The organism is Rathayibacter sp. AY1B7, assembly GCF_002932735.1.
GTDB lineage: Bacteria > Actinomycetota > Actinomycetes > Actinomycetales > Microbacteriaceae > Rathayibacter.
Map to the genome: position 1 here is coordinate 129,020 of NZ_PSWK01000003.1, position 18,362 is coordinate 147,381.

Consider the following 18,362-nt stretch of genomic DNA (forward strand, 5'->3'; position numbering starts at 1 on the left):
CACGCATCAGGCGCCGGGCACCGCGCAACGAGAGAGAGGGGATCCCATATATGGCACTCGAAGCAGATGTCAAGAAGGCGATCATCGAAGAGTACGCGACCCACCCCGGTGACACCGGATCCCCCGAGGTGCAGGTGGCCGTCCTGACCAAGCGGATCAAGGACCTCACCGAGCACCTCAAGGAGCACAAGCACGACCACCACTCGCGTCGTGGTCTGCTGCTGCTCGTGGGTCAGCGTCGTCGACTCCTCGGCTACCTGTCGGATGTGGACATCAACCGCTACCGCTCGCTGATCGAGCGTCTCGGTCTGCGCCGCTAGCTCCTCCCGGAGCAGGGCGCGGTCTCGATGACACCGCGAACTTCTTGCCGAACGGGCCGTCCTCCTCGCGGAGGGCGGCCCGTTCCGCGTTCCCGGGAAGACGAGGCGCGCGGCGCCGGTCAGGGCAGGGGAGCGGGGCGGTCGACTCCGCCCCACGAGTAGCCGCTCGAGGCCGAGAACCAGTCGGCCGCGGCCCGCTGGAGCGCCGTGTCCTCCTCGGGGCGGCCGGGAGCCTCCACGGCGTCGACGAGCCCGGGCAGGGCGATCCGCCAGGCCGCCGCGCTCCGCTGGGCGCGGGCCCAGTCGCGCGCGCACACCGAGTCCTCGGCCGCCGCGGCGAGAGCCCGCGGCGAGGTTACCCGCCAGCCGGTGTCCGACTCCGCGACCACGACCGCGCAGGTGAGCGCGGCGCCGCGGATGATGCTGTCGGGACCGGCGGAGGGGCCGATCGCCTGATCCTGAGCCGCGACCACCGCGGTGAGTGCGAGCTGCAGCCGGGTCGAGGGCTCGTCGGGCCGCGGTCGGATCCTCCCGTCGCCGGCCGAGACCGAGGCCGCCGATCCGGGTGCGAGGAGCAGCCCGGAGGAGGACTGCGACGCGTGCAGGCTCAGCAGCCCCGTCACTCCGTCCGTCCCGCTCGTCACGCCCCGCACCGAGGAGTCGCCGAGACTCCAGACGACGGGGGTGCGGTTGTGGATCGTGAGGCGCCGGTGGTCCTCGTCGAGGCAGGCCACGAGGTGGCCGGCCGGCACGCCCGCTCCGCCTTCGAAGGCGGACGAGGCGGCCAGCAGCTCCCGGGCGTCGTCGCACTGGGCGGGGGCGTCGGAGGCGGCGGCGGCCTGGTCGGCGACCGGCGCCCGGGGGGCGAGGGAGCCCTGCACGCCCGCGACCGCCGCCGTGGTGAGCGCCGCGGCGGCGAGGAGGAGGACCACGCCGCGCCTGCCCATCCTCCGCACCTCCTGGTCGGAGGCTAGCCCGGCGCGGGCGCTCGGGCCAGCGCTGCGAGGGGCTCGCGAAGTGTCCGGCAGAAATTCTTTCGAAGAATCTCAGACCGGGTGCATCCGAGGAGGCGCCTCGGCCGGAAGTAGTGGTGAAGGCCCTTCTCGACCACCCCCCGACCCCACGCGGGTCCCATCGTGAAAGAGGAACACCGTGACCACCTCCCGCTTCTCCCGCAGCCTGCTCGCCGGTGCCTGCATCGGAACCCTGGCCGTCGTCGGCATCGCCGCCACGCCCGCCGCCGCCGCCGACGCCGACTCGGCCGACCTCTCGGTCCTGCACGCCGTCCCCGATACCCCGGTCGACGTCTACGTCGACGGCAAGCTGACGCTCGACGACTTCACCCCCGGCTCGCTCGCCGGCCCGCTCGACCTCCCCACCGGCACCTACAAGGTCGCCATCACGGCCTCCACCGCCGCGGACGCCAGCGCCCCCGTGATCGGCCCGATCGACATCAGCCTCGAGGCGGGGAAGAGCTACACCGTCGCGGCGCACCTCAAGCCGGACAACACCCCCACCGCGACCCTCTTCACCAATGACATCTCGAAGACCGCCGCGGGCGAGGGCCGGCTCACGGTCCGCCACATCGCCGCCGCTCCGGCCGTGGACATCCTCGCCGGAGGGTCGCCCGTCCTGACGAACGTGACGAACCCGAACGAGGGCGTGCTGAACCTCGCCCCGGCCACGATCTCGACCGTGGTCGCCGCGACCGGGACCACCGCGCCGGTCATCGGCCCGGCCGACGTGCAGGTCCAGGAGGGCGTGAACACGATCGTCTACGCCTGGGGCAGCCTGGAGAAGGGCAACCTCGCTCTCGCGACGCAGACCATCGACGGACTGCACTCCTCGCCGTCGGGCGTCCCCGCCGGTGAGGCCGGCCTCGCCGCGGACAACCGTCCCGACGCCGCCGCGGGCTGGTGGGGCGGAGCACTGCTCGCCGCCCTCGCCGCCGCCGGCGCCGTGCTGATCGGCCGCCGCACCGCCGCCTCGCGTCGCTGACCCGAGGCTCCGACCGCCGGGTCGGCCGTGCTGGAGCGCGGCCGTCCCGGCACCCCCGACCACGACCCAGGAGGACGCCATGAGCCGGAGCCCCTTCCCTCTGCGCGTCCTCGCCGTGGTCGGGCTGATCGTGGCCGGTGCCGGTCTCGCCGGATGCGCGGCGCAGGAGTCCCGGGTGGAGCCCGCTCCCGCCGCCGTCTCCTCGGCGCCCCAGCAGCCGGTGCCGGCCACGGTCCCCTCCTCGCCCGCGGCGGCCCTGCCGGAAGCGGTGCCGTCCGTCCCGGTGGCGGACGCCCGGCTCGGCGCGACCCCCGCCCCCACCGCGCTCGCTCCCGAGCGGCTCGTCGTCGACGGGCTCCCCGTCGATATGGCCGTCGAGCCGGTCGGAGTCGCGGACGACGGCACGATGGAGCTCGTGCCCGACACGCAGGTCGCCGGCTGGTACCGCTTCGGCGCCGGCCTCGACGAGCCGGAGGGCACGGTCGTGATCGCCGCGCACGTCGACTCCCTCGCCTACGGCCTCGGGCCGTTCGTCGAGCTGAAGAAGGCGGTCCCGGGCCAGACCGTGACCCTCACCGGCGCGGACGGCGCGGAGCGCGCGTACACCGTCTCGACGGTGGAGACCACGGAGAAGACCACGGTCGACCTCTCGGCCGTGTTCGCCGCCGACGGACCGCCGCGGCTGGTCCTGATCACCTGCGGCGGCGACTTCGACTACGACACCCGCCACTACCTCAGCAACGTGGTGGTCACGGCCGTCCCGGCCGGCTGACCCGCCCGCCCGAGCCTCAGCGACGTACGATGAGCCTCGCAGCGCCGCACGCCCCCGGGCGGCAGCGCTCCCCGCAGCCCTGGAGGGACCCCCTGATCGAGACCATCGAGCCCGCCGACGGCGCCGAGGCCGACAGCGCTCTCGTGGCCCGGCTCGGCCGCCGCTTCGCCGCAGGGGAGGGGGCGGCGCTCGCCGAGGCGTACTCGCGCTGGTCGCCGCTGGTCTTCACGCTGGCGCTGCGCTCGCTCGGCGACCGCGGCGACGCGGAGGACGTGGTGCAGCGCGTGTTCGTCTCGGCCTGGACCTCGCACTCGGGCTTCGACCCCGGACGGGCGGCTCTCGGAGCGTGGCTGGTCGGGATCTCCCGGAGGAGGATCGCGGACGCGCACGAGGCGCGGGCGCGCGAGCGGAGGCTCACCGAGGCCCTCGTCGCCGTCACGCCGGTCGAGGAGGGGGAGGCCCCCGTCGACCTCGAGGCGCGGATCCTGATCGCCGACGAGCTGGCCCGCCTGGATCCCGTCCCCCGGCGGGTGATCGGCCTCGCCTTCTACGAGGACCTCACCCACACCGAGATCGCCGAGCGCACCGGCCTGCCGCTCGGTACCGTCAAGAGCCACATCCGCCGCAGCCTCGACCGGCTCCGCTCCCGCCTGGAGGTGAGCAGCACATGACCCACCTCGATCCCGACGAGCTCGCCCTGCTCGCCCTCGGCGAGCACTCGAGCGACGCCGAGCAGGCCCACCTGCGCGATTGCCCCGACTGCGCCCGGCAGCTGGTCGAGCTCGGCCACGCCGCGGGCCTGGGCCGTGCGAGCCGTGCTGTCGAGCTGGAGGCGCCGCCCGCGATCGTCTGGGACCGCATCCGCGAGGAGCTCGCCCTCGACGACCTCGGGCCCGGCGCCCTGCCGTCGTCGGCCGCTGCCGTGCCGCCTCCGCTCGCCCTTCCCCGGGGACGGCACCGTCCCGCGCGCCGCCGCCGGCCCCGCGCTCTGAGCGCCGTGCTGGCCGCTCTCGGCGCGCTCGTCATCGGGGTCGCGGGCGGAGCCTGGTGGCAGGCCTCGCGGAGCGACGACACCGCCGCCGTCGTGGCGCGCGCTGATCTCGCCGCTCTCCCCGACTGGCAGGGAGCGAGCGGAACCGCCGAGCTGGAGGACGCCGACGGCACCCGCCGCCTGCACGTGCACCTCGATGCGCAGAGCGCGGACGACTCGTACCGGGAGGTCTGGCTCCTCGCCGCCGACGCCTCCGGGCTGGTCGGGCTCGGCGTGCTCGACGGGACCGACGGCGTCTTCGCCGTGCCCGACGACGTCGACCTCGCCGAGTACCCGCTCGTGGACGTCTCCCAGGAGCCGTTCGACGACGACCCGGAGCACTCCGGCGACTCGATCGTCCGCGGCCCCCTGCGCGAGGGCTGAGGCCTAGGCCGACCGCTCCGCCAGCACGGCCGTGAGCGCCTGCACCGCGGCGGAGGGGCGCGGCGCCGTGCAGACCGAGAGCTCCCAGACCAGCCCCGGCCAGTCGAGCGCGAGGGCCGTGACGCCCTCCAGCGGCTCGACGCCCGCGCGCGGCACGATCGCCGGCCCCAGCCCCGCCTGCACGAAGCGGGGGATCCCCGGCAGATCGGCGACCTCGGTGGCCACCCGGCGCGACGCCCCGGCTTCGCGGAAGGCGAGGTCGACGGCGACCCTGTTGCCGAAGCCGGCGGGCGTGTCCACGAAGGTGAGCCCGTCGAGGTCCTGCGGGGAGGGCGGTACCGCCGCGGCGAGCGGATGCGCGCTCTCCACCAGCAGGACGTAGTCGCTGCGCACCAGCCGCGTCACCGCCAGGCCCCGCAGCTGCGTCGCCGGCAGTGCCAGCAGAGCGGCGTCGAGCAGGCCGCGGCGCAGGTCCTCGGCGAGACCGGTGGAGCCGGTGGTCGAGGTGCGCAGGAGCAGGTCCACCAGCGGGTGCCGAGTGCGGAAGACGCCGAGCGCGCCGGGCAGGTCGACGAGGTCGAGGGCGGAGAAGGTGCCCACCCGCACCCGCCCGCGGAGCCCCGCCGCGTCGTCGGCCGCGAGCGAGCGCATCCGGTCGAGGCTGTCGATCGCCGATCGGGCCGAGGGCAGGAGCGCCTCGCCGACCGCGGTGAGCGCCACCCGCCGGGTCGAGCGGGCGAACAGCGGCGAGCCGAGCTCCTGCTCGAGCGAGCGGATGCTCGCCGAGAGGGTCGACTGCACGACGAACAGGCGCGCGGCCGCCCGGGTGAAGCTGAGCTCCTCGGCGACGGCGACGAAGGCGGCGAGCTGGCGGTCGTCCATCCGCCCATTATTCAGCAGGGACGATCAATCCAACCGAGATCCTCCGTTGGACACGGATGATGGGGCGGAGCACTGTGGACACCGTGACCACCACCGAGCGCTCCCTCCCGTCCGTCCATCGCCGCGAGCTCCCGCACCGTCACGGCTTCTGGGTGATCGCCGTCGCCTTCCTCACGGTGATGGCGTTCTCGACCGTGCCGACACCGCTCTACGCGATCTACCAGCAGCGCGACGGGTTCCCGGCCTTCGTCGTCACCGTGGTCTTCGCCGCGTACGCGGTCGGAGTCGTGGCGAGCCTCTTCCTCGCCGGGCACGTCAGCGACTGGCTCGGCCGCCGCCGGATCCTGCTCGCGTCGATCCTCGTCGAGGTCCTGGCGGCCGCCGTGTTCCTGCTCTGGCCGGACGTGCCCGGGCTGATCCTCGCCCGCCTGCTGACCGGGCTCGGCGTCGGCGCGCTCACCGCGACGGCCACCGCCCATCTCTCGGAGCTGCGCGCCGTCGCCCGCCCGGAGGAGGGCCCCGGCACCTCCCGCGCCGTCTCCGCCCTCGTGAACATGGGCGGGCTGGCGCTCGGCCCGCTCGTCGGCGGGGTGTTCGCCGTGACTGTGCGCGAGCCCCTGGTCGTCCCGTACGCCGTGTTCCTCGTCCTCCTGGTCGTCCTCGGAATCGGCGTCGCGCTCGTCCCCGAGACGGTCGAGCGGCGCGAGGTCCTCCCGGCGTACCGTCCGCAGCGCCTGGCCGTGCCGGCCGCGTCCCGCGGCGTCTTCCTCTCGGCCGCGGTCGGCGCGTTCGCCGGGTTCGCCGTGCTCGGCCTCTTCACCTCGCTGGCGCCGACCTTCCTCGCCGGGCGCTTCGGCGAGACCTCCCACCTCGAGGCGGGCGCGGTCTCCTTCGGGGTCTTCGCCGCCGGAGCCGTCGCGCAGCTGGTCTCGATCCGGCTGTCCTCGCGGACGGCGCTCCGCCTCGCGGCCGTGGCGCTGACGGCCGGGCTGCTGCTGGTCGCGACCGGCGCCGTGATCGTCTCGGTGTCCGCCTTCATCGTCGGCGGGGTGCTCGCGGGAGCGGGCGTGGGCCTGCTCTTCCGCCTGGCGCTCGGAGTCGCCGGCTCGCTCGCCACCGACGAGACCCGAGGCGAGGTGCTCGCGGCCGTGTTCCTCGCCGCCTACCTCGGCCTCGCGGTGCCGGTCCTGGCGATCGGTGCCGCACTCGCGCTCCTGCCGGCCGTCCCGGTCCTGCTCGGCTTCGTCGCCGTCGTGCTCGTCCTGGTGCTCGCGGCGATCGCCCGGATGCGGCGCACCGCCTGACGCGAGCGGGGGAGGGGCCGCGCGCTGGACAATGGGGGCATGAAGCTCTTCCCGTTCGGACGCGGCGACGCGAACCCCCTCCCCTCCGACGACCGCGGCTCGGGCAAGCTCGACGACTACGACTACGAGCTGCGCCCGAAGTCGCGGCGCGGCGACACCCTCCTCCGCCTCGCCGACTCCCGGCCGCACCAGGACGAGATCGCGCGGGTGCTCGCCCTCGGCGAAGACGAGGTCACGGCCGTGATCCCGCGCCGCACCGCGGAGGAGGAGCGCGTGGACGCTCCGATGCCGGTCCGCCTGTTCGCGGCCCAGCGCCCCTCGGGGCTCGTCGGCCAGGTGCCGCGCGGTCTCGAGAACGTGGTCGAGGCCGCCCTCGCCCGGCTCTCGGAGGCGGGGAGGTCGCCCCGCGTGCCGGCCCGCATCGTGACGGTGAGGGGCGGGCTGCGCGTCGAGCTGCTGATGCACGAGACGCGGGGCTGACGGGCGGAGGGCCGGCCGGGTCGGCGCGGTCCATGGAGGAACCGCACCGCGGCTGATAGCATGAACCGGTTCCGAATCCGAAAGCGACCGCCGGTCGACCCAGGATTCGAGCCACGGAGCAGGCCGGCAGGAAGCTGGTCCTCGGTGGTGGAGTCCCGGACGGCGGCAGCGTGCGACAGAGCACGGGCCGCCGCGGCACGAGTCGCAGGCGGCACGTCCCGCTCGCGGCACAGGTCGCGACAGCCCGGAGCTCTTCTACTGGTGGCCAGCACGAACGCCCTCCACACGACGGCACGGCGCGAAGCCCTGCCGTGGGATCGTCTCGATTCCTGACCGGACCGCTGCTCCGACGAACGCCGGCGCCCAGAAGGGGCGCCGCTGCAGACGTTAAGGAGACAGACCTCTTGGAAGGTCCTGAAATCACATTCGCCGAAGCCGTTCTCGACAACGGCTCGTACGGCACCCGCACCGTCCGCTTCGAGACCGGCCGCCTCGCGCAGCAGGCTCAGGGCGCCGTCGCCGCCTACCTCGACGAGGACACCATGCTCCTCTCGGCCACGTCGGCCTCGAAGAACCCGAAGGACAACTTCGACTTCTTCCCGCTGACCGTCGACGTCGAGGAGCGCTCCTACGCCGCCGGCAAGATCCCCGGCTCGTTCTTCCGCCGCGAGGGCCGCCCCTCCACCGAGGCGATCCTGGTCTGCCGTCTGATCGACCGGCCGCTGCGCCCCTCGTTCGTCGAGGGCCTGCGCAACGAGGTCCAGATCGTCATCACGGTCCTCAGCATCGCGCCGGACGAGTTCTACGACGCCCTCGCGATCAACGCCGCGAGCGCGTCCACGCAGATCTCCGGCCTGCCGTTCTCCGGCCCGGTCGCCGGCGTCCGCCTGGCGCTCATGTCCGACGGCTCCGGCAGCGACCAGTGGGTCGCCTTCCCCAAGGCCTCCCAGCTGGAGAACGCCGTCTTCGACCTCACCGTCGCGGGCCGCGTCGTCACCAACGAGGACGGCTCCTCGGACGTCGCCATCATGATGGTCGAGGCCGAGGCCACGGAGTCCTCCTGGAACCTCATCAAGGCGGGTGCGACCAAGCCCAGCGAGGACGTCGTCGCCGAGGGCCTCGAGGCCGCCAAGCCCTTCCTCCGCGCACTCGTCGAGGCGCAGGCGAAGCTCGCCGCCGAGACCGCGAAGCCGGTCAAGGACTACCCGGTTTTCCTGCCCTACGCGCAGGAGACCTACGACAACGTCGCCGAGCTCAGCTACGACGAGCTCGTCCGCGTGTACCAGATCGCCGACAAGGTCGAGCGGCAGGACGCCGACGACGCCCTCAAGGCGCGCGTCAAGGAGCAGATCGCCGAGCGCATCGCCTCGGGTCAGCTGTCGGCCGAGGCCTACAACCAGGTCGGAGCGGCGTACAAGTCCGTCACGAAGGTGGTCGTCCGCGGCCGCATCCTCCGCGACGGCGTGCGCATCGACGGACGCGGCCTGGCCGACATCCGCCCGCTCGACGCCGAGGTGCAGGTCATCCCGCGCGTCCACGGCTCGGCCATCTTCCAGCGCGGCGAGACCCAGATCCTGGGTGTCACCACGCTGAACATGCTCAAGATGGAGCAGCAGATCGACTCGCTGTCGCCCGTCACCAAGAAGCGGTACCTGCACCACTACAACTTCCCGCCCTACTCGACCGGTGAGACCGGCCGCGTCGGATCGCCGAAGCGTCGCGAGATCGGGCACGGCTTCCTCGCCGAGCGCGCCCTCGTGCCGGTGCTGCCGAGCCGCGAGGAGTTCCCCTACGCGATCCGCCAGGTCTCCGAGGCGCTGAGCTCCAACGGCTCGACCTCGATGGGCTCGGTCTGCGCGTCGACCCTGTCGCTCCTCAACGCCGGAGTGCCGCTGCGCGCCCCGGTCGCGGGCATCGCGATGGGCCTCGTGTCCGACGTCGTCGACGGCCAGACCCGCTACGCGGCGCTGACCGACATCCTGGGCGCCGAGGACGCGCTCGGCGACATGGACTTCAAGGTCGCCGGGACCGCCGAGTTCGTCACGGCCATCCAGCTCGACACGAAGCTCGACGGCATCCCGTCGTCGGTGCTCGACGCCGCGCTCAAGCAGGCCAAGGACGCCCGCACCACGATCCTCGCGGTGCTCACGGCGGCCATCGACCAGCCCGACGAGATGGCCCCGACCGCGCCCCGCGTGATCTCGGTGCAGATCCCCGTCGACAAGATCGGCGAGCTGATCGGCCCCAAGGGCAAGACGATCAACGCGATCCAGGACGAGACCGGCGCCGACATCTCCATCGAGGAGGACGGCACCGTCTACATCGGAGCCGTCGACGGTCCGTCGGCCGAGGCCGCGCGTGCGCAGGTCAACGCCATCGCGAACCCGACCAACCCCGAGGTCGGCGAGCAGTTCCTCGGAACCGTCGTCAAGCTCGCGACCTTCGGCGCGTTCGTCTCGCTCCTCCCCGGCAAGGACGGACTGCTGCACATCAGCGAGGTCCGCAAGCTCGCCGGCGGCAAGCGCGTCGAGAACGTCGAGGACGTCCTCGGAGTCGGCCAGAAGCTGCTCGTCCAGATCACCAAGATCGACGACCGCGGCAAGCTGTCCCTCGCGCCCGTCGTGGCCGAGGAGGCCGAGGCCGAGGCTCCCGCCGAGAGCTGATCCCTCCTGCACGACCGTGACGCCCGTCCCACTCCGGTGGGGCGGGCGTCCGTCGTCGACGGGGGCATGGGGTACGGTGGCGGGACCGCGCCGCACCGCCCCGACCGGAGGACTCCGTGACCGACCCGACGCCCCTGGCCACCGAGCCGGAGACGCCCCTCCTCTCACGCACCCTGGGTCGGACCGGCCTCCCCGTGCATCCGCTCGCCCTCGACGGCTCCGTCTTCGGCTGGGCCGCCGGGATCGACGACACCACCGAGGTGCTCGACGCGTTCGGCCGCCTCGGCGGCACCCTGATCTCGACCGCGGACCACTACGCGACCGGTCGGAGCGAGTACATGATCGGCCGCTGGCTCGAGCAGAGCGGGCTGCGCGAGCGGATGCTGGTCGCGACGAAGGTCGGCCGGCACCCGGACGCGCCGGGCCTCGCCCCGGAGGACGTCCGCATCGCGATCGAGGGGAGCCTCGAGCGGCTCGGCACCCGGATCGACCTGCTCTCGTTCGACAGCGAGGACCCCGGGATCCCCATCGCCGACAGCCTGGCGGCGGTCGCGCCGTTCCTGGCGGACGGCTCGGTCGGCGCGCTGGGCGCCGCGCACTTCAGCGGAGCCGCGATCACGGCGCTGCACGAGACGGCGACCGCGTTCGCGCTGCCGTCGCTCTCGGCCGTCGTGTCGGAGTACAGCCTGATGGAGCGCCGGACCTACGAGACCGACGTCGCCCCCGAGGTGGTGCGGCTCGAGCTCGGCACCCTCGCGCGGCTGCCCCTGGCGAGCGGTTACCTCACCGGCGCCCTGCGCAGCCGCACGGACGAGCCGGAGTCGGCCCTGTTCGAGGCGGGCCTGGACTACGTCGGCCGCCACGGCTCCCGCGTGCTCGCTGCCCTCGACGAGATCGCCGGGGCCCACGACACGGAGCCCGGCGTGGTCGCGCTCGCCTGGGTGCTCTCGCACCAGGAGGTCTCGGCGGCGATCGTCCGGGCGCGGAACGCCGCGGAGCTCGAGTCGCTGTTCGCGGCGGCCGCGCTCCCGCTGACCCGGAGCGACATCGCTCAGCTGGACCGCGTCTCCGCCTGAGGCTCTCGCCCGCTGGTCCGCCGCCGTCGAGCGCCGCGCCGCGCCCCGCGCCGGGCTCGGAGCGGGGCGCGGCGCGGTTCAGCGGCGCAGGATGCGCGCCTCCCACGGGCCGAGCGTCGACCCGGTCGCACCGGCGACGTTGCCGAGGACCGTCTCGGCAGCCGCCCACTCCTCGAGCAGCGGCACCTCGAGCGGCTCACCGGACACGTTCCCGACGACGAGCAGCTCGCCCGGTCCGGTGCGTGTGAAGGCGAAGAGCGCGGGGTGCTCGGGCTCCAGCAGCGCGAAGCGGCCCAGCTGCACCGTCTCGTCGGCGTGCCGCAGCGCGATCAGCGCCCGGTAGTACTCGAAGACCGACCGCTCGGCGGCCCGATCGGCGGCGACGTTCACCTCGGCGGCGTTGGGGTTGACCGCGATCCACGGCTCGCCGGTCGTGAAGCCGGCCTGGAGGCTGTCGTCCCACTGCACCGGCGTGCGGGCGTTGTCGCGGCTCTGCGCGCGCAGCCCGGCGAGCACGGTCGCCGGGTCCTCGCCGCGCTCGCCGACGGCCTCGGCCCAGTAGTTCAGGGACTCGACGTCGCGGAAGTCCTCGATGCCGGCGAACGGGACGTTCGTCATCCCGATCTCGTCGCCCTGGTAGATGTACGGCGTGCCGCGCTGGAGGTGGAGGAGCGTCGCCCAGAGGGTCGCGGACTCGTAGCGGTGCGCGCCGTCGTCCCCGAAGCGCGAGACGAGACGCGGCTGGTCGTGGTTGCCGAGGTACAGGCTGTTCCAGCCGCGCTCGGCCAGGCCGTCCTGCCAGCGCGCGAGGTTGGCCTTCAAGGCGACCAGGTCCAGCGGCACCGGGTGGAACTTGTCGACTCCGTGGTCGATGCCGACGTGCTCGAACTGGAAGACCATGTCGAGCTCACGCCGCTCGGGATCGGTCACGAGCACCGCCTCCTCGAGGGTGACCCCGGGCATCTCGCCGACGGTGAGGAAGGAGCCCTCGCGGTGCGCGAACACGGCCTCGTGCATCTCGCGGAGGTACTCATGGAGCCGCGGACCCACCCCTCCGACGATGCCCGCGCCGCCCTGCTCGCCGTCGACGGCTCCGACGTCCTTCGAGACGAGGTTGATCACGTCCATCCGGAAGCCGTCCACTCCGCGGTCGAGCCAGCGGTTCATCATCGCGTGCACCGCGTGCCGCACCTCGGGGTTCTCCCAGTTGAGGTCCGGCTGCTGCACCGCGAAGAGGTGGAGGAAGTACTCGTCCGTCGCCGGGTCGAGCGTCCAGGCCGGGCCGGAGAAGTAGGAGCGCCAGCCGTTCGGCTCGGCGACGTCGAGGCCGGCGCCGGCGGCCGCCTCGAGCTCGCGGCCGGGCTCGGCCGAGCGGCGCCCGCGGCGCCACCAATACCAGTCGCGCTTCGGGTCCTCCTGCGAGGAGCGGGACTCGACGAACCAGGCGTGCTCGTCGCTCGTGTGGTTGACCACGAGGTCCATCACGATGCGGATGCCGCGCTCGTGGGCCTCCGCGAGGAGCAGGTCGAACTCCTCCAGCGTCCCGAACCGCGGGTCGATGTCCTCGTAGTCCGAGATGTCGTAGCCGTTGTCGTGCTGCGGCGACGGGTAGACCGGCGAGAGCCAGATCACGTCGACCCCCAGGTCGGCGGTCTCGGAGGGGGTCGGGGCGGCGGAGTCCATGGTCGCGAATCTAGCCCGGACGGCCGACACGGAGGGGCCCGCCGCACCGCTCGCCGGCGCGAGTCGACCCCGCCGGCGGCGCCCGTGTAACGATCTGGTGAACCGTGCGCGACCCGGCGGAGTGGCGGCTCCGGCGCTCGGATACTCTCTCCCCTGGCGGGACCCGAGCCGCCGCAGGGAGAGTGGTGGAGTGCCCAGGGACAGGACCGGCGCCGTCGTGCGGGCTCCCCGTCACAGTGCCGTCCCGCTCCCGCCCGCGGCGTCCCGCGCAGCCTCCTCGAGCGGCGTCCTCGCCGAGACCGGCCCCGTCGAGCCGACCGCCGTCGCACCCTCGCACCGCCGGCCGATGGGCGACTCCGGCCACGACCTCTTCCCCTTCGTGCTCGACGCGGCGGCCCTCGGCCGCGACGACGGTGCCGCGCTGCTCAAGCGCTACGCGGCGTGGGGCGGCAACGGCGTCGTCGTCACCGACTCGAGCCTCGCGGAGGGCGTCGGCGGCTGGCCCGCCGGACACCGCGACCGGGACCGCTTCCTCCTGATCGGCCGCTTCGCCGCTCCGGTCGGCGCGCCCGCGACGCCGCGTGCGCTGGTGGACCGTGTCGAGGGGGCGCTGCGCCGCCTCCGCACCGACCGCCTCGATGTGCTGGCGGTCCGCCCCGACGGGGCCGGACGCCTCGACGAGCTCCTCAGCGCCGTCGACGTGCTGCTGGCGCGCGGGCTGGTGCGGTCGGTGGTCGCCTCCGGGTTCTCCCCGGAGGAGCTGTTCGAGGCGCGCGTCCTGGCCGCCCACGGGCTGCCCCGCCTCGCCGGCGCGGAGGTCCGCTGGAACCTGCTCGAGCGGCCCGGCTCGGAGGGCGATCTCGGCCTCGTCGCCGCCGGCCAGGGACTCGCCCTGCTCGCGACCGTCCCCCTCGCCCACGGGTTCCTCCGCGGCGCCGAGCGCACCCGCCGCGAGCTCGGCCGCCTGCCCGACGGGGCACTCGCCGCCGCCCACCTCGGGCGCCGCGGACGCCGGGTCCTCGCCGTCCTCGACGCGATCGGTGCCGAGCTCTCGGCCGCTCCCGCCGCCGTCGCCCTGGCCTGGCTGCTCGGCCGGCCGCGGCTGACCGCCGCGACGGTCGCCCCGCGCTCACCCGCCGACGTGGACGCGCTGGTGCGCGCGGTCTCGCTCGAGCTCGACCCCGGACACCTGGCCGCGCTGGAGCGCGCGCGCCGCTGACCGCGCCCGTCCGCGACGCCCCCTGCACCTCTCCCGCCACGGCGCGACAGCCCGGCTCGGGCCGCCGTCGCGGTGGCCTAGGGTGGGCACGATGAATCACGGAGTCGCACTGCCCCTCGACCAGCCGGAGACGTCAGTCCGGGCCGCAGGCGGATCCACGGTCCGCCGCTCCGTCCTCCCGAGCGGTGTCCGCATCCTCAGCGAATCGGTGCCAGGCGCCCGCAGCGCCACGATCGGCTTCTGGGTCGCCGCGGGTTCTCGCGACGAGCGGCCCGGCCGCCCCGCGACCGCGGGCGAGCCCGCCGTGCCCTCCAACGTCGGCTCGACGCACTTCCTCGAGCACCTGCTGTTCAAGGGCACGCAGAAGCGGTCCGCCCTCGACATCGCCGTGTCCTTCGACTCCGTGGGCGGGGAGCACAACGCTCTCACCGCCAAGGAGTACACCTGCTACTACGCCAAGATCCAGGACCGCGACCTCCCGATGGCGGTCGAGGTGATCGCCGACATGGTGACCTCGAGCCTGATCGATCCGGACGAGTTCGAGACCGAGCGCGGGGTCATCCTCGAGGAGCTGGCGATGGCGGACGACGATCCGGCCGACGTGGCGGGCGAGAAGCTGTTCGAGGCCGTGTTCGGCGACCACCCGCTGGGCCGCCCGATCGGGGGCACCGCCGCGACCATCGGCGAGGCCACCCGGGACGCGGTCTGGGCGCACTACCGCGCCGCCTACCGCCCGCGAGACGTGGTGATCACCGTCGCCGGCGCCGTCGACCACGAGGCGCTCGTCGCGCTGCTCCAGCGGGTCCTCGTCGCCGACGGCTGGGACCTCGGCCCGGCGGCCCCGCCCGTCGAGCGGCGCGTCGGCGGCCGTGCGTCCTACACCCGCGGCAGCGCCCTGTCGGTGGTGCACCGCCCCACCGAGCAGGCGAACCTGCTGGTCGGCTTCCCCGGTCTCGCCGCGGGCGACGAGCGGCGGATGACGATGGGCGTCCTCAACTCGATCCTCGGCGGCGGCATGTCCTCGCGGCTGTTCCAGGAGGTGCGCGAGAAGCGCGGCCTGGCCTACTCCGTCTACTCCTTCGCCCCGTCCTACTCGGACGCGGGCCTCTTCGGGCTCTACGCCGCGTGCACCCCGGCGAAGGCGGGGACGGTCGCCGAGCTCCTGCTCACCGAGTTCCACCGCCTCGCCGAGGACGGCGTCACCGACGACGAGCTCGCGCGCGCCCGCGGCCAGCTCTCGGGAGCGGCGGCGCTCGCGCTGGAGGACTCCGACACCCGGATGTCGCGCCTCGGACGCGCCGAGCTGACCTTCGGCGAGTTCGTCGACCTCGACGAGAGCCTGCGCCGACTCGCCCTCGTCGGCGCGGAGGACGTCCAGGCACTCGCGGCAGACTTGGCCCGGGGGCCGTCGTCGATCTCGGCCGTCGGCGCGGTCGACGAGTCGGCCTTCGCCGGGATCGCCGGGATCGAGAGCGCCTCCGCGATCTGATCCGATCGTCGAACGCCCGCTGACCGCGCACCGCCGCGCCGCACCAGGGAGGACCCCGTGTCCCACTACATCTACCTCGTCCGCCACGGCGAGCAGCAGGACGCCGAGCACGGCATGCCGGACGGCCCGCTCTCGGCCCGTGGTGAGCGCCAGGCGAGGCTCATCGCCGAGCGGCTCGGCGGAGTCCCCTTCACGGGAGCGTGGCACTCCCCGCTGCGCCGGGCCGAGGAGACGGCCGCACGCTTCCAGACGCTTCTGCCGAGCCTGCCGCTCCAGCCGTCCTCGCTGCTGTTCGACTGCATCCCCTCGGGGCCGACCCCGGACATGCCCAAGGCGTTCGAGCCCTTCTTCGGCAGCGTCACCGCGGCCGAGATCGAGGCGGGGCACGCGCAGATGCAGGACGCGGTGGCCGAGTTCCTGGCGCCGTCGCGCGAGGACCGCCACGACCTCCTCATCACCCACAACTTCGTGATCGGCTGGTTCGTCCGCCACGTGTTCGACGCTCCCGACTGGCGGTGGCTGGGCCTCAACCAGGCCAACTGCGGGCTGACGATCATCCGCGTCCGCTCCCGCAAGCCGCCGGTGCTCGTCGTGCACAACGACCTCTCGCACCTGCCCGTGGAGCTGCGCACCGGCCTGCCCGAGGCCCAGCCGTACTGAGCTGCGGGCTACTCTGAGTCGGTGACTACCTCCGTCGCCGTGGTCGGCGCGTCCGGCCGACTCGGCTCGTTCACCTGCTCGCTCATCGAGGCGTCGAGCGAGTTCTCGCTCGTCGCACGGCTCGGCTCGCGGAGCGATCCCGCCGAGATGCTCGCGGCCGACGTCGTCGTCGACATGACCGTGCCGGCCGTCAGCCAGCAGATCGTCGACTTCGCCGTGGCCAACGGGAGGAAGGTGCTCGTCGGCACCTCCGGCTGGACCGGCGACCGGATCGCGGCCCTCCGGCGCAGCGTCGCCGAGCAGCCGGAGGCCGGCGTCGTGATCATCCCCAACTTCTCGCTGGGCTCGGTGCTCGCGACCGCGCTGGCCACCGTGGCCGCGCGCTTCTTCGACGCCGCCGAGATCGTCGAGACCCACGGCGCCCGCAAGGTCGACTCGCCCTCCGGGACCGCGGTCCGCACGGCCGAGCTGCTGCTGCGCGCCCGGGCCGAGCTCGGTCCGGTGCAGGCTCCGCACACCGACCAGCGGGCCCGCGGCCAGCAGGTCGCGAGCGTCCCGGTCCACAGCCTCCGCCTGCCCGGAGTGGAGGCGCGCCAGGAGGTCGTCTTCGGCGGCACCGGCGAGACGGTCACCATCCGGCACGACACCACCTCGCAGGCGTCCTACGAGCAGGGCGTCCTGCGTGCTCTCGACGCGGTCCGGACGACCTCGGGGGTGGTGGTGGGCCTCGACGCGCTGATCGACCTGCGCGCCGCCTTCGACGCCGCGCCTCTCGCCGAGCGGCCGGTCGACGAGCAGCCCGTCGTCGACCGGGGTCCGTCCGGCCAGGCCGCCGCAGCGACGAGCACCCCGTGAGGACCCGCGTCGGCGTCGTCCTGATGGCGGTCCTGCTCGCCCTCTACCTGTTCGTCTGCCTGCAGTACTCCGTCGTCGCCTTCGCCGCGGCGACGGTGCCCGGCATCGTGATGGGCGTCGGCCTGCTGATCCTCGGCGCCGTCGGCGTCTGGGGGCTCGTGCGCGAGCTGCTGTTCGGGCTCCGCGCCGAGAAGCTGGCCCGTCGGCTGGAGGGCGAGAACGCGCTGCCGCAGGAGGTCCTCGACTCGCGGGCCAGCGGGCGTCCGCTCCGGGAGGAGGCGGACGCGCTGTTCCCGCGGTACGCGGAGGAGGTCGACAAGCAGCCCGGGAGCTGGCGCGCCTGGTACCGCCTCGGCCTCGCCTACGACGCCAGCGGCGACCGCAAGCGCGCCCGAGGCGCCATCCGCCGGGCCATCGCGCTGGAGCACGAGGCTCCGGCCTGACCGCTCGGCCGCGACCCGAGCGCGGCTCTCCGGGCGACGACCGCTCGGGCGGCCGGGATCAGGCGAGCACCCACTCCAGCGCCTCGCCGACCGTGCGGTGGCGGAACTCGAAGCCGTCGTCGAGCAGCCGCTGGGGGACCAGGCGCTGGCTCGAGAGCAGGAGCTCGTGCCCGGCGTCGCGCAGCGCGAGCTCGATGATCTTCTCGGGGACGGCCAGCTTGAACGGGCGGTGCAGCTGCTCGGCGAGGGTGCGCATCACGTCGTTCGCGGTCGCCGGCACCGGTCCGGCGAGGTTCACCGGGCCCGAGAGCGAGGACGTGAGCAGGTGGCGGATCGCCGCGGCCTCGTCGTAGAGGCTGATCCAGGGCCAGGCCTGGTTGCCGCTGCCGAGCGGCCCGCTGAGACCGAGCTTCGTCAGGGGCAGGAGCGGCTTGAGCGCGCCGCCGTCGCCGAGGACGAGCCCGGTGCGAGCGGTGACCACCCGCGTGGCCTCGGGCGCGAGGTGGGCGGCCTTCTCCCAGCGGTCGACGACGTCGGCGAGGAACCCGTCGCCGCGCGAGGACTGCTCGGTGAGCTCCTCGCCCGGGCGGTCTCCGTAGTAGCCGACCGCGGAGGCGTTGATCAGCGTCGTCGGCGGGGTCGAGGACATCCGCATCGCGTCGGTGAGGGTCTGCGTGGACTGGATCCGCGAGTCGAGGATCTCCCGCTTGTAGGACGCGGTCCACGGCAGGCGGCTGATCGAGGCGCCGGAGAGGTTGATCACGGCGTCGACGCGGTCGAGCACGCTGAAGTCGAGCATGTGCGAGGTGGGCGCCCAGTGGAACTCGTCCGGGCTCGACGGCGCGTGGCGCACCAGGCGCAGGATCTCGTGCCCCTCGGCGCGCAACTGGCGGGTCAGCTCGGAGCCGATCATCCCGCTGGCGCCCGAGATCAGGACGCGGAGCCGGGGAGCGGACGCATTCGGCCGGGCCGAGGGCAGCTCGGACGGCGTCGACACGTGCTCGCCCGGCGTGCGCGCGGCGCGTCGCGGCGAGCCGGAGTCCGTGGTCCCGTCGTGGTCGGAGTGCCGTGCGGATGAGTCGCTCATGGTGCCTCCCGGAGCCG

General features: G+C 73.9%; 18 protein-coding genes. 14 read left to right on the forward strand and 4 right to left on the reverse strand.

The genetic code is table 11. The features are described 5' to 3' along the window. Positions 1-50: 50 nt before the first annotated feature. On the forward strand, positions 51-320 hold the full coding sequence (gene rpsO, locus C5C95_RS02985; RefSeq protein ID WP_068252328.1) for a 30S ribosomal protein S15: 270 nt from the start codon (positions 51-53) through the stop codon (positions 318-320). A gap of 119 nt (positions 321-439) precedes the next feature. Here rpsO and C5C95_RS02990 read toward each other — a convergent pair whose 3' ends face one another. Then, positions 440-1,267, reverse strand: a complete 828-nt coding sequence (locus C5C95_RS02990) for a hypothetical protein (protein ID WP_104323758.1) — start codon at positions 1,265-1,267, stop codon at positions 440-442. Between the two features lie 205 nt (positions 1,268-1,472). On the opposite strand from C5C95_RS02990, the gene C5C95_RS02995 reads away from it, so the two are divergent. From C5C95_RS02995 to C5C95_RS03010, 4 genes are all read left to right on the forward strand, one after another. Beyond that, positions 1,473-2,318 carry a DUF4397 domain-containing protein gene (locus tag C5C95_RS02995; protein ID WP_104224813.1) on the forward strand — a complete coding sequence of 282 codons (846 nt, stop codon included), beginning with the start codon at positions 1,473-1,475 and terminating at the stop codon, positions 2,316-2,318. 79 nt (positions 2,319-2,397) lie between these two features. Further along, positions 2,398-3,090: a class F sortase gene (locus tag C5C95_RS03000; protein ID WP_104262705.1), complete on the forward strand. Its 693-nt coding sequence runs from the start codon at positions 2,398-2,400 to the stop codon at positions 3,088-3,090. A gap of 29 nt (positions 3,091-3,119) precedes the next feature. Continuing rightward, complete coding sequence (locus C5C95_RS03005) at positions 3,120-3,761, forward strand: RNA polymerase sigma factor (protein WP_104323759.1); 642 nt, start codon at positions 3,120-3,122, stop codon at positions 3,759-3,761. After that, complete coding sequence (locus tag C5C95_RS03010) at positions 3,758-4,504, forward strand: anti-sigma factor (RefSeq protein ID WP_104323760.1); 747 nt, start codon at positions 3,758-3,760, stop codon at positions 4,502-4,504. Before C5C95_RS03005 ends, C5C95_RS03010 begins: the two co-directional genes overlap by 4 nt. Positions 4,505-4,507: 3 nt before the next feature. On the opposite strand, the gene C5C95_RS03015 is transcribed toward C5C95_RS03010, so the two are convergent. Continuing rightward, positions 4,508-5,386, reverse strand: a complete 879-nt coding sequence (locus C5C95_RS03015) for a LysR family transcriptional regulator (RefSeq protein ID WP_104323761.1) — start codon at positions 5,384-5,386, stop codon at positions 4,508-4,510. An 83-nt stretch (positions 5,387-5,469) separates the two neighbouring features. Here C5C95_RS03015 and C5C95_RS03020 point away from each other — a divergent pair, with 83 nt between their 5' ends. The 4 genes from C5C95_RS03020 to C5C95_RS03035 all read left to right on the forward strand — a co-directional run bounded on the left by C5C95_RS03020 (position 5,470) and on the right by C5C95_RS03035 (position 10,909). Beyond that, entirely contained in the window at positions 5,470-6,690 is a 1,221-nt protein-coding gene (locus C5C95_RS03020) for an MFS transporter (protein ID WP_258069636.1), read from the forward strand. Positions 6,691-6,729: 39 nt separating this feature from the next. After that, positions 6,730-7,170, forward strand: a complete 441-nt coding sequence (locus C5C95_RS03025; RefSeq protein WP_104226292.1) for a hypothetical protein — start codon at positions 6,730-6,732, stop codon at positions 7,168-7,170. A 404-nt stretch (positions 7,171-7,574) separates the two neighbouring features. Beyond that, positions 7,575-9,833, forward strand: coding sequence for a polyribonucleotide nucleotidyltransferase (locus C5C95_RS03030; RefSeq protein ID WP_104323762.1), 2,259 nt, complete (start codon positions 7,575-7,577; stop codon positions 9,831-9,833). A gap of 116 nt (positions 9,834-9,949) precedes the next feature. Beyond that, a complete protein-coding gene (locus C5C95_RS03035) occupies positions 9,950-10,909 on the forward strand; it encodes an aldo/keto reductase (RefSeq protein ID WP_104268746.1) in 960 nt (319 codons plus the stop codon). A gap of 78 nt (positions 10,910-10,987) precedes the next feature. Here the strand turns inward: C5C95_RS03035 and C5C95_RS03040 are convergent, their stop codons facing one another. After that, positions 10,988-12,592: an alpha-glucosidase gene (locus C5C95_RS03040; protein WP_104323763.1), complete on the reverse strand. Its 1,605-nt coding sequence runs from the start codon at positions 12,590-12,592 to the stop codon at positions 10,988-10,990. A 190-nt stretch (positions 12,593-12,782) separates the two neighbouring features. On the opposite strand from C5C95_RS03040, the gene C5C95_RS03045 reads away from it, so the two are divergent. The 5 genes from C5C95_RS03045 to C5C95_RS03065 all read left to right on the forward strand — a co-directional run bounded on the left by C5C95_RS03045 (position 12,783) and on the right by C5C95_RS03065 (position 17,258). Beyond that, a complete protein-coding gene (locus tag C5C95_RS03045; protein ID WP_146087037.1) occupies positions 12,783-13,811 on the forward strand; it encodes an aldo/keto reductase in 1,029 nt (342 codons plus the stop codon). 91 nt (positions 13,812-13,902) lie between these two features. Beyond that, positions 13,903-15,300 carry a pitrilysin family protein gene (locus C5C95_RS03050; protein ID WP_104323786.1) on the forward strand — a complete coding sequence of 466 codons (1,398 nt, stop codon included), beginning with the start codon at positions 13,903-13,905 and terminating at the stop codon, positions 15,298-15,300. Positions 15,301-15,357: 57 nt separating this feature from the next. Continuing rightward, positions 15,358-15,960, forward strand: coding sequence for a histidine phosphatase family protein (locus C5C95_RS03055; RefSeq protein ID WP_104224462.1), 603 nt, complete (start codon positions 15,358-15,360; stop codon positions 15,958-15,960). A gap of 21 nt (positions 15,961-15,981) precedes the next feature. After that, positions 15,982-16,815: a 4-hydroxy-tetrahydrodipicolinate reductase gene (dapB, locus tag C5C95_RS03060; protein ID WP_104226297.1), complete on the forward strand. Its 834-nt coding sequence runs from the start codon at positions 15,982-15,984 to the stop codon at positions 16,813-16,815. After that, on the forward strand, positions 16,812-17,258 hold the full coding sequence (locus tag C5C95_RS03065) for a tetratricopeptide repeat protein (RefSeq protein WP_104295171.1): 447 nt from the start codon (positions 16,812-16,814) through the stop codon (positions 17,256-17,258). The genes dapB and C5C95_RS03065 overlap by 4 nt, the downstream gene beginning before the upstream one ends. A 58-nt stretch (positions 17,259-17,316) precedes the next feature. Here C5C95_RS03065 and C5C95_RS03070 read toward each other — a convergent pair whose 3' ends face one another. After that, positions 17,317-18,345 carry a TIGR01777 family oxidoreductase gene (locus C5C95_RS03070; protein ID WP_104226299.1) on the reverse strand — a complete coding sequence of 343 codons (1,029 nt, stop codon included), beginning with the start codon at positions 18,343-18,345 and terminating at the stop codon, positions 17,317-17,319. Positions 18,346-18,362 lie beyond the last annotated feature (17 nt).